Raw genomic sequence first — 10,570 nt, forward strand, 5'->3', positions numbered from 1 at the left:
CCGTTCGCGCGCTGCCGCGGAATAGTCGAAAAATGTGTGACGACCCTGCGGCCGGTGTTTCGGCCGCAGGGTCGTCGTGGGTAGTCGGTTGATTATCCGGTCAGTCGGTCAGAACGAGAAGACGGTGCCCGTCTCCTGCTCCATCACGCACTCGTTCGGGAATTCCTCCACGTACTGCACGGGAGTGCCGCGCCAGGAGCCGAACGCGACCACGGTCACCGGCCGGTAGTCGAACGTGCACACCTGCGGCTCGGTGCCCGCCAACTGCGTGAAGTCACCGTCGGCGGCCGCGATCTCACCGCACGCGGCCTGCGCCGCGCGGTGGTCGCCCGCCGCAGGGTCGCAGGTCAGCCGGGTGCTCTCGACACCGGTCTCCTCCTGGTAGACCGCCAGCACGAGGTCCGTCTCCGGCGGCGCGGCGGCCGCCGTCCCGGTGGCGATCAGCGGAGCGGCCAGCAGGCCGGACGCGAACAGGGAAGCCATGAGGGTTCGTGTTCGTCGCATGGCCCCGGGGTGACCCGATCGGGTGGCACGTATTCGGACGGATTCCCATCTCACCGGGATGTCGTAATCTGTGAATTAACGTTTCCAATTCGTCCGGAATAGCTCACCAAGTGGGTCGCGCGCTGATCCCGCCGTCCACCACCAGGTCATTTCCGGTGATCCAGGACGCCATCGGGGAGGCGAGGAAGACGCAGGCGTCACCAACGTCCTCGGGTCGACCGAGCCGGCCGAGCGGCGCGGCCCTCATCCACCGGTCGACCCCGTCGGGCCAGTCCTCGGCCAGCCCGGGCCGGTCGACGAGGCCGGGTGAGACGGTGTTGACGCGGATGCCGCGCGGCCCGTACTCCAGCGCGGCCGACCGCGCGTGCATGATCAGGGCGGCCTTGGACGCGCTGTAGTGCGCGTGCCCGGCGGCGGGACGCGAGCCCTCGACCGAGGCGATGTGGGTGACCGAACCGCCCGCCGGCAACACCTCGGCGGCGGCCTGCGTGCAGGAGAACGCGCTGGTGAGGTTCACGTCCACCACCGCGCGCCACTGCGCGGCCGTCATGCCCGGCAGGTCCTGCACCGGCTGCACGCCCGCGTTGTTGACCACCGCGTCCAGCCGGCCACCCCACTCCGCCGCTTCACGCACCAGCCGACGGCACTCGTCCTCGTCGGCGAGGTCGGCCCGGATCCCGATCGCCCGGCCGCCGCTCTCGGTGATCCGCGCGACGAGCTCCGACACGTCACTGCGCCGGCTGTGCGCCACCACCGCCGCACCGGCCCGCGCGAACCGCGCCGCGATCCCGTGCCCGATGAGCCCACCGGCCCCGGTGACGAGCGCGACCGTGTTGACGAGAAGTCCTGTCACGGGCACGGAGGGTAGCGCCACAAGGGCGCGCGCCCTTCGCGCCGGCCGAACCCGAGTTCGGGTGCTCGCCAAGGGTTCCCGGTCCGGTCACCGGGCCGAGCGGTACCGTCCGGGTTCTTGCTCTGCCCTGCCATCCGCTCGACCTGGGCGAGGACGCGTTGCGGGCCTTGTTCGGCTTCGTCCTGGAAGGGCTGCCCGACGCGGCGGACGTCGACGCGGACCAGGTGCTCCTGCACGGGTTCCGGGTGACCGACCCGAGGTGAAGACCGGGTCTCAGACCGGTGCGAGGGGGCTGTGGGGTTCGCTGGGGAGCTCGACCCGGATCTCGTCGCCGGGGCGGATCTCGCCGCCCACGAGGACGACCGACATGATGCCCGCCTTGCGGACCACGTTGCCGTGCTCGTCGCGGCCGACGACCTGCTTGAGCAGGCCGTCCTGGAACCCGTCGATCTGCGGGCACGGGTTGCGCAGGCCCGTCACCTCGACCACGGCCTCGGCGCCCAGGTGCAGGCGGGTGCCGGTCGGCAGCGCGAGCAGGTCGACACCGCGCGTCGTCACGTTCTCGCCCAGTTGGCCCGGTTCGACGGGGAAGCCCGAGGCGTTCAGCTCGTCGTGCAGCTCGGCGTGCATCAGGTGGACCTGGCGCAGGTTCGGCTGCGTGGGGTCGCGCTTGACGCGCGACCGGTGCTTCACCGTGACGCCCTGGTGCACGTCGCCCTCGACGCCGAGCCCGGCGAGCAGGGTGATCGAGTCCTGGTTGGGCTTGGTGAACGTGTACTCCCCGCTCCGGCTCACGGCCGTGATCGTCCCCATGCGCCCGACCCTACCGAAGTAAGACTTTCGGGCCCGGCGGCGATATGAGCAGTGCACATCTTTCTGGGGACGACGGTGAAGATCATGGATGACGAGTTGAACCACCGGGCACGCGCCTTGCTGCGCGCGGTCGCCGCGGGACGCGCCGAGGTGACCCGCAGCAGCGAGCCCGACCTGAAGGTCGACGGCCTGCTGTGCTGCGACCAGGGCGCGGCGCGGGAGCTGGCGCACGCCGGGCTGCTCCGTCCGGCGCAACGCGACGACTCCGGGCCGTGGGTCCCGGCCGAGCTGACGCCCGCGGGCCGCGCGGTGCTCGCCTGACCCGTGCCGGCCGACGCACGAACGGGGCGCGCCTGTCCGGGTCGTCCTCGGCTTCCCGACTCTTGACGCTGCGTGCACGGAGCGGTTGACTGCGTGTCCGTAACCGGTTTCGGTACCGGTTCCGGGTCGCCGTTGACCGTAGTCGAGGAGTGCACTGTGCGAGTCACGATCGCCGAAGTCGCCCAACGCGCCCAGGTGAGCAAGGCGACCGTGTCCCGCGTCCTCAACGGCAAGCCGGACGTCGACGCGGCGACCGCGGCACGCGTGCGCCAGGTGATCGCGGACGTCGGGTACGTGCCCAGCGCGCGTGCGGTCGGGCTGGCGCGCGGGCGGGCGAGGACGGTGGGGATGCTGGTCCCGTCGTTGACCTGGCCGTGGGCCGGTGAGGTGGTGCAGGGCGCGGTGGACGAGCTGGAGGCCGAGGGCTACGGGCTGCTGCTCTACACCGTGAACCGGGGTGCCGAGTCGTTGGCGCAGTTCGCCAGCCACGTGTCCGCGAAGGCGTTCGACGGGCTGCTGGTGATCGAGCCGCCGGACACGTTGAGCTACATCGAGACCCTGCACGACCAGGGGCTGCCCGTCGTGATGATCGACGACCGGGGCAGCCGGCCCGGGTTCCCGTCGGTGTGCACGACGAACCGGGAGGGCGCGCAGGCGGCGGCGCAGCACCTGGTGGCGGCCGGCCGCACGGGGTTCGCCGTGGTGACCGGGCCGGCGAACTTCGGGTGCGTGCGCGAGCGGTTGGACGGGTTCCTGGACGCGCTCGGGGCCGCGGGCGTGCACGTCGACCCGCGGCTGGTGGTGGAGGGCGACTTCGGCACCGACCGCGGCGCGGTGGCGACCGAGAACCTGATGGCCACCGGGTTGCGCTTCGACGCCGTCTTCGCGCAGAACGACCTGTCCGCGCTCGGGGTGATCCGGGCGCTCAACGCCGCCGGGCGGAAGGTGCCCGACGACGTCGCCGTGGTCGGCTTCGACGACATACCGATCGCCGCGCACGCCGAGCTGACCACGGTGCGCCAGCCGATGCGGGAGATGGGCGAGGCCGCCGCGCGCCTGCTGCTGTCCCGGCTGGAAGGCGCGGCGCCGACGCGGGAACCGGTCGTGCTGCCGACGACCTTCGTCGCCCGCCGCACGGGCTGATCGGCGCTTTTCGTCGCCGACGACACGTTTCGGCTTGACGGCGGTCCGTCCCGGGTACCACCCGGGTGATCGTCAGGGGGACGGAACGACGTTGGGAGTCGACAATGCCTTGGGTTGAACGCCATCGCCGCCGCCTGCCGCACAGCTGGTTCCGCACCACGTCGGTGGAGCGGCACTACCGCAGGTCGCCCGCCACCATCCCGACCGTGATCGCGGTGGTCCTCGCGATCATCCTGCTGATCGTGCTGTTCTGACGGCGACGCCGCGCTGGAGCGGGTCGCGATGACCCGGTACGACGTGGTGGTGCTGGACCGGGACCTGCCCGAGGTGCACGGTGACGACGTGTGCCGGGCCGTCTTGCGACGGTGGCAGGGCTCGGTGCGGGTGTTGAGTTCGCTGGTGCTGTCGCCGCGTGTGGGTGGCGGGATCGTTGCTACGGAGGGGTTTTCGCCGAAGTCCTGTTGATGTCGGTGTCGCCGGCTTCGCCCTGCCGGCGAGCGCCGTCGCCGAGGACCCGCATGACCGACGAGAACCGCACCGTGCCGTGGGTCGCGACCGGCGGCACGGCGGTGCTCAAGCGCGGCGAGCGGGTGTCGGCCTCGGAGATCGCGCAGGGCGACCGCGTCACCGCGATCAACACGCCGGGTGGCAAGGCGGGCGGCGCGGCGCGTCATCATCCACGGCGCCGAGGACGACTAGTGAGCTAGCAGCACTTCGCCCCGCTGTTCCCGATCCTCCGAGGGCTCCCGGCTGTTCCAGTTCTGGGAACGGCCGGGAGCCCGTCGAGCTGACGCGGCCGGTCCTGCTGGTCGAACAACCCCGCCGGGCGGCGGCACGCCGACCCGTTCGCGCACAGCGGCTCCACGCACCAGGCGTCCCGGCCAACCGGCGGCGTCAGGACCGGGTGCCCGACCAGGCCGCCCACAGCTCGGCGTACCGACCGCCGGCGGCCAGCAGCTCCTCGTGCGTGCCGCTCTCCACCACCCGGCCCGCCTCCATCACCACCACGCGGTCCGCCGTCACGGCCTGGGTCAGGCGGTGCGCCACCAGCAGGCCGGTCCGCCCGTCCAACGCCCGCGCCGCCGCCTCCTCCAGCTCGCGCGCGCCCGCGCTGCCCGCGTCGGCGGTCGCCTCGTCGAGGATCGCCACCGGCGGATCGGCCAGCACGAGCCGTGCCAGCGCCAGCTGCTGCGCCTGCGCCACGGTCAACCGGTGCCCGCCCTCGCCGACCACGGTCGCCAGGCCCGACGGCAGCGCGGAGGCCCAGCCGAGCGCCCCGACCCGCGCCAACGCCGCCCCGATCTCGTCGTCGGTGGCCCCCGGACGGGCCAGCCGCAGGTCCTCGGCCAGCGGACCGGCGAAGACGTGCACCTCCTGCGTGATCAACGCGACCGACCGCTCGGCGGACGCCAGCTCCACCCCGCCGATGCTGATGCACCCCGTAGTCGGCTCGTGCACCCCCGCGATCAGCTTCGCCAACGTGGTCTTGCCCGCGCCGGAGGCCCCGACCAGCGCCACCCGCTCGCCCGCGGCCAGCTCCAGGTCGACGTCCCGCAGCACCGGGTGACCGTCCACGTAGGAGTACGAGACGCCGGCCAGCTTGATCGTGGTGTCCGCGGGCCGCACCCGGCCCTCCAGCACGGGCATCGGCTCGTCGGTCACGCCCACCAGCCGGGACAGCGACGCGGTGGCGGCCTGCGCGTCGTCGGCCAGCGCCAGGGCGGCGTTGATCGGGTTGAACAGGCTGTGGAAGTACAGCGCCGCGGCGGTCGCCGTGCCCACCGACGCCGTACCGGCGCCGACCAGCCAGAACCCGGTCACCAGCACGCCCGCCAGCCCGATGAACTCGGCCGCGTTGAGCCGACCGTAGAACCGGGTCAGCAGCCGGATGCCGCGCAACGCGAGGTCCACCGCCTGCTGCGACCGCGACCGGACCTGCGCCACGTGCGCCGGGGCCAACCCGAACGTCCGCACGGTCGCCGCACCGCCGATGGAGTCCAGCAACTGCTGTTGCTGCACGCCCACGGCGACGCGCTGCGCCGCGTACAGCTTCACCGCGCGCCCGCCGTACCACCGCACGGTGTGCACGTGGATCGGCATCGCCAGCAGCACGGGGATCAGGAACCGCCAGTCCAGCACCGCGATGCCGACGACGGTCAGCCCGATGGTCAGCGCGGAGCGCGCCATCACCGGCAACGCGTTGCGCACCGCGTCGGCGATCACCTGCACGTCCCGCGTCACCCGCGAGGTCAGGTCGCCGGAGCCCGCCTTCTCCACCCGCTCCAGCGGCAGGTGCAGCGCCCGTTCCACGAACTTCTCGCGCAGGTCGGCGAGCATCCCCTCGCCCAGCCGCGCCACCAACGACGTGCCGAACGCCGTCGACACGCCCTGGACGACCGCGACCAGCACCAACACCACCACGGGCCAGGCGATGGCGGAGGACCCCGCGCCCACCAGGTCCACGATCCGGCCGAGCACCGGCGCGGTGAGCAGCCCCACCGCCGTGCCCGCCAGCAGCACCAGCAGCGCCGCCCACGCCAACGCGCGGCGCGGCCGGACCAGGTCGCCGACCGCCGCCCACGTCCGGGCGGCGGAAGCGGTCGCCAGCAACTCGCGCATCAGCCCAACACCACCAGTCGGTAGTCCTCGTCCGCCACCAGGTCCGCGTGCGCGCCGGACGAGACGACGGCGCCGTCGGCCAGGAACACCACGCGGTCCGCGGCGGCCAGCAGCGCCGGGCTCGTGGCCACCACGATCGTCGTCGACCCGGCCCGCATCCGCTTGATCCCGGCGGCCAGCGACACCTCCGTCACCGCGTCCACCGCGGTCGTCGGGTCGTGCACCACCAGCACCGGGGGAGCGGCGGCCAGGGCGCGCGCGAGTGCCACCCGCTGCCGCTGCCCGCCCGACAGCGACCGGCCGCGTGCCGAGATCACCGTGTCCAACCCGTCGGGCAACGCCCGCGCCACGTCGTCCACCCGTGCCGCCTCCAACGCCTCGCCCAGCCTCGCCCCGCCGGCCGCCACGTTGTCCCGCACCGACCCCTCGAACAGGTCCGCGTCGTGCGCCGCGACCAGCACCGCCGCCCGCAGCGCCGAACCCTCCACAGTGGACAGCGGCACGCCGTCCACCGCCACCGCGCCGGCCGCGGGGTCCACCTCCCGCGCCAGCACGGCCAGCAACGACACCGCGTCCGCCGGATCACGGGCGACCACACCGAGCAGCTCGCCGGGCGACGCGGTCAACGACACACCGCGCAACGACCCGGACACCACGTCGGTCAGCTCGACCCGCCCGGCCACCGGTGACGGCAGGGGCGACGAACCCGGCGGCACGTCCGGGGGAGCCGCCAGCACCTCGGCGACCCGCGCCGCCGACGCCCGGCCCTGCGCCAGCAGCCCGTTGACCCAGGAGAAGATCGACAGCGGCCACAGCAGGAACTGCGCCAACCCGACCGCGGCCACCAACTGGCCGACGGTGATCGTCCCCGCCGCGGCCAGGTGCCCGCCGACCAGCGCCACGATCGCCAGGAACACGCCGGTCATCGCCAGCATCGAGCCGTCCAGCCAGGCCCGCGACTTGGCCGCGCGGATCGCGGCCTCCATGGACGACCGGCTGGTCACCCGGTACCGCCGCGCCGCCGTGGCCTCCGCGCCGATGCCCTTCAACGCCCGCAGCCCGGCGACCAGGTCGGCCGCGACCCCGGACGCCAGCGCGGCCCGGTCCTGCTCGGCGTCGCTGCGCCGTTCGAGTGGTTTGCCGAGCACGTGCGCCAGGCCGAGCAGGACCGGCGCGGCCACCAGCACCAGCAGCCCGAGCACCCACGACACCCGCAGCAACGCCACCGCGCCCACCAGCACGCCGATCACCGCCGAGAACGCGATGGGCAGCGCCAGGTTCACCTGCCCGACGCGCTGCGCGTCGCTGGTCGCGATGTTCGCCAGCTCCCCGGACAGCCTGCCGTGCGCCGCGCCGCCGTCCGCCGAGAGCACCCGCGCGGCCAACGTCGACCGCACCTCGTGCGCGGCCTGGTGCGACGCGTTCTCCCCGCTGCGCAAGGAGAAGCGGAAGCTCAACGACAGCGCCACGAACACCGCGGCCAGCACGCCGATCCAGAGCACCAGCCGCCCGCTCGCGCCGGTGCGCACCGCTTCGTCGATCACCACGCCGATCAGGAGGGGCACCGCGGCCTCGCCGGCCTGGTGCGCCGCGCCGAGCGCCGACGCGACGGTCACCGACTTCCACTGCCCGGTCACCGCACCCTTGAGGACATCGGTCCTGAGGTCGGTTTTCACCCCTGTGCCCGCCTTCCGCTGAGTGCTAGGTGAGGCTACCCTAATCAGAAGAGAGGCCTGGATCACTCCCGCGGAGGATCAACTTAGGTTAGGGTAACCAAAGTTTGATCACGCCCTGTTCTCGCACCGATGGGACAGCCATGCCACAGCCACCGGTCTTCGACGTCCTCGGCGTCGGCTTCGGGCCCTCCAACCTGGCCCTCGCGATCGCCGTCACCGAGTACAACGCCACCGCGCGTGCCGAAGACGTGGTGACCGCCCACTTCCTGGAACGCCAGCCGCGTTTCGGCTGGCACCGCGGGATGCTGATCGACGACGCGACCATGCAGGTCTCGTTCCTCAAGGACCTGGTGACGCTGCGGAACCCCCACAGCACCTTCACCTTCCTGAGCTACCTGCACAGCAAGGGCAGGCTGGTCGACTTCATCAACCACAAGAACCTGTTCCCGCTGCGGGTCGAGTTCCACGACTACTTCGAGTGGGCCGCCGGCCGCGTCGACGACCTGGTGTCCTACGACCACGACGTGGTGGAGGTGCGGCCGGTGGTCGAGGACGGCGTGATCACGCACTTCGACGTCGTCTCGCGCACGTCGACGGGCGAGGTGGAGGTGCGCCGCGCCCGCAACCTGGTGCTGGCCACCGGCCTGCGCCCGGCCCTGCCCGAGGGCGTCCGGCCGTCCGAGCGGGTCTGGCACAACCGGGACTTCCTGCACCGCGTCGAGTCGCTGGCCGACCCGCGCCGCCTCGTCGTGGTCGGCGCCGGGCAGAGCGGCGCCGAGGTCACCGCGTTCCTGCACGAGAGGTTCCCGGCCGCCGAGGTGTGCGCGGTGTTCGCCCGCTACGGCTACAGCCCGGCCGACGACAGCTCGTTCGCGAACCGGATCTTCGACCCCGCCGCCGTCGACGACTACTTCGCCGCGCCCGAGCAGGTCAAGCGCAAGCTGATGGACTACCACGGCAACACCAACTACGCGGTGGTCGACAACGAGCTGATCGCCGAGCTGTATCGGCGGGTGTACCGGGAGAAGGTGCTGGGCGAGCAGCGGCTGCGGCTGCTCAACCTCTCCCGCGTGGCCGAGCTGGACGACCGCGGGGACGGCGTGGTGGTGACCGTCGAGTCGCTGAGCACCGGCGCGCGCGAGGTGCTCGACGCGGACGCGATCGTCTACGCCACCGGCTACCGCGAGGCCGACCCGACCGGGCTGCTCGGCGAGCTGGCCGGCCGCTGCGCCCGCGACGCGCACGGCAGGCTCGGCGTCGGCCGCGACTACCGCCTGGACACCGACGACGACCTGCTGGCCGGCCTCTACCTCCAGGGCGGCACCGAGCACACCCACGGCATCTCGTCGTCGTTGCTGTCCAACACCTCCGTGCGGGTGGGGGAGATCCTCCAGTCCGTGCTCGGCCGCCGCACGCCGGCAGTGCCCTCGCCGCCCGAATACGCGATCAGCGTCTCACGGGTGAGCTGAAACGCCCCGCAGTTTGTTAGGTTACGCAAACCTAACCTGGTACAGCGGCGCGCCGCCGCGCCTCCGAAAGGGAAACCCTGTGATGTCCACGAAGTTCAAGCTGGTCGCGGCCGTCTCGGCCGCAGCGCTGGCGCTGGCCGCCTGCGGGGGCGGCGGCGACGCCGGCTCCGGCGGGACGAGCCAGACCAACGCGGCCTCCACCGGCGCGTTCCCGGTCTCGGTCGAGCACAAGTACGGCACCACCGAGATCAAGGCCGAGCCGAAGAAGGTCGTCACGCTCGGCCTGTCCGACCAGGAGCCCGTGCTGGCCCTCGGGGTCAAGCCGGTCGGGGTCGTGGACTGGTTCAAGGAGCGGCCCTACGGCAACTGGCCGTGGACCAAGGAACTCTGGGGCTCCACCCAGCCGGAGGTCGTCGGCGAGCGCGACGAGTACAACCTGGAGAAGGTCGCCGCGCTCAAGCCCGACCTGATCCTCGCGGTCTACTCCGGCATGAAGCAGGAGCAGTACGACACGCTGTCCAAGATCGCGCCCGTGGTCGCGCAGCCCAAGGCGTTCCCGGACTACGCCGCGCCGTGGCAGGACCAGACCCTGCACATCGGCAAGGCGCTGGGCAAGGCGAAGGAGGCGCAGGCGCTGATCGACGGCGTCGCGAAGAAGTTCGGCGAGGCCAAGGCCGCGCACCCCGAGTGGGCCGGCAAGAAGATGGTGGTGGCCGACAGCTTCAAGCCCGGCCAGTACTCCGCGTTCGCGCCGACCGACCCGAAGGCCATCTTCATGAAGGAGCTGGGCTTCACCCTCGTGGACGAGATCGGCAAGCTCGCCGGCCAGCTGAACGTGGCCGAGTTCAGCGAGGAGCGGTTCGACCTGCTCGACGCCGACCGCCTGGTGTGGCTCATGTTCGACCAGAGCGCGTGGGAGCGGGTCAAGTCCGTGCCCGCCTACCAGCGGCTCAAGGTCGTCAGCGAGAAGCGCGACCTGTTCCTCACCTACATGGACCCGCCGATCGGCGCGGCCATGTCGTTCAACACGGTGCTGAGCGTGCCCTACGGCATCGAGCAGGTCGTGCCGCTGCTCGAAGCGATCAAGAACTAGTCGGCGGATCCACCGCGGGTGGGGGTGCCGGCGTGCACCCCCACCCGCGGTGTGCGTGCGGGGAAGTCGGGAAGGAACG

The 10,570-nt window shown here is 72.2% G+C and carries 12 protein-coding genes and 1 pseudogene; 8 read left to right on the plus strand and 5 right to left on the minus strand.

What is annotated here, in order from left to right; all coding sequences use genetic code 11:
• Window positions 1-108: 108 nt before the first annotated feature.
• Together ACZ7GX_RS05820 and ACZ7GX_RS05825 are read right to left on the minus strand one after the other, a co-directional pair.
• Window positions 109-483, minus strand: coding sequence for an SSI family serine proteinase inhibitor (locus tag ACZ7GX_RS05820; RefSeq protein WP_498773288.1), 375 nt, complete (start codon window positions 481-483; stop codon window positions 109-111).
• 124 nt (window positions 484-607) lie between these two features.
• Window positions 608-1,357 carry an SDR family NAD(P)-dependent oxidoreductase gene (locus ACZ7GX_RS05825; protein WP_498773290.1) on the minus strand — a complete coding sequence of 250 codons (750 nt, stop codon included), beginning with the start codon at window positions 1,355-1,357 and terminating at the stop codon, window positions 608-610.
• 122 nt (window positions 1,358-1,479) lie between these two features.
• Here ACZ7GX_RS05825 and ACZ7GX_RS05830 point away from each other — a divergent pair, with 122 nt between their 5' ends.
• Window positions 1,480-1,620, plus strand: coding sequence for a DUF6928 family protein (locus tag ACZ7GX_RS05830; RefSeq protein WP_498773466.1), 141 nt, complete (start codon window positions 1,480-1,482; stop codon window positions 1,618-1,620).
• A gap of 10 nt (window positions 1,621-1,630) precedes the next feature.
• Here ACZ7GX_RS05830 and ACZ7GX_RS05835 read toward each other — a convergent pair whose 3' ends face one another.
• Window positions 1,631-2,170, minus strand: coding sequence for an MOSC domain-containing protein (locus ACZ7GX_RS05835; RefSeq protein ID WP_498773292.1), 540 nt, complete (start codon window positions 2,168-2,170; stop codon window positions 1,631-1,633).
• 84 nt (window positions 2,171-2,254) lie between these two features.
• Between ACZ7GX_RS05835 and ACZ7GX_RS05840 the strand changes: the two genes are divergently transcribed.
• From ACZ7GX_RS05840 to ACZ7GX_RS05860, 5 genes and pseudogenes are all read left to right on the plus strand, one after another.
• Window positions 2,255-2,491, plus strand: coding sequence for a hypothetical protein (locus ACZ7GX_RS05840; protein WP_498773294.1), 237 nt, complete (start codon window positions 2,255-2,257; stop codon window positions 2,489-2,491).
• Between the two features lie 156 nt (window positions 2,492-2,647).
• A complete protein-coding gene (locus ACZ7GX_RS05845; protein WP_498773296.1) occupies window positions 2,648-3,634 on the plus strand; it encodes a LacI family DNA-binding transcriptional regulator in 987 nt (328 codons plus the stop codon).
• A gap of 104 nt (window positions 3,635-3,738) precedes the next feature.
• Window positions 3,739-3,888, plus strand: coding sequence for a DUF247 domain-containing protein (locus ACZ7GX_RS05850; RefSeq protein ID WP_146173846.1), 150 nt, complete (start codon window positions 3,739-3,741; stop codon window positions 3,886-3,888).
• Window positions 3,887-3,995: pseudogene (locus ACZ7GX_RS05855) on the plus strand (response regulator transcription factor); the annotation flags it as partial. The gene ACZ7GX_RS05850 and the pseudogene ACZ7GX_RS05855, both read left to right, overlap by 2 nt.
• 157 nt (window positions 3,996-4,152) lie before the next feature.
• On the plus strand, window positions 4,153-4,341 hold the full coding sequence (locus tag ACZ7GX_RS05860) for a hypothetical protein (protein WP_498773298.1): 189 nt from the start codon (window positions 4,153-4,155) through the stop codon (window positions 4,339-4,341).
• Between the two features lie 187 nt (window positions 4,342-4,528).
• Here ACZ7GX_RS05860 and ACZ7GX_RS05865 read toward each other — a convergent pair whose 3' ends face one another.
• Both ACZ7GX_RS05865 and ACZ7GX_RS05870 read right to left on the minus strand, forming a co-directional pair.
• Window positions 4,529-6,256, minus strand: a complete 1,728-nt coding sequence (locus ACZ7GX_RS05865) for an ABC transporter ATP-binding protein (RefSeq protein WP_498773468.1) — start codon at window positions 6,254-6,256, stop codon at window positions 4,529-4,531.
• Window positions 6,253-7,929, minus strand: coding sequence for an ABC transporter ATP-binding protein (locus tag ACZ7GX_RS05870; protein ID WP_498773300.1), 1,677 nt, complete (start codon window positions 7,927-7,929; stop codon window positions 6,253-6,255). Before ACZ7GX_RS05870 ends, ACZ7GX_RS05865 begins: the two co-directional genes overlap by 4 nt.
• Before the next feature lie 140 nt (window positions 7,930-8,069).
• Between ACZ7GX_RS05870 and ACZ7GX_RS05875 the strand changes: the two genes are divergently transcribed.
• Together ACZ7GX_RS05875 and ACZ7GX_RS05880 are read left to right on the plus strand one after the other, a co-directional pair.
• Entirely contained in the window at window positions 8,070-9,398 is a 1,329-nt protein-coding gene (locus ACZ7GX_RS05875) for a lysine N(6)-hydroxylase/L-ornithine N(5)-oxygenase family protein (RefSeq protein ID WP_498773302.1), read from the plus strand.
• Window positions 9,399-9,480: 82 nt separating this feature from the next.
• Window positions 9,481-10,491, plus strand: coding sequence for an iron-siderophore ABC transporter substrate-binding protein (locus tag ACZ7GX_RS05880; protein WP_498773304.1), 1,011 nt, complete (start codon window positions 9,481-9,483; stop codon window positions 10,489-10,491).
• Window positions 10,492-10,570 lie beyond the last annotated feature (79 nt).

The organism is Actinosynnema sp. NPDC037264 (assembly GCF_055603705.1).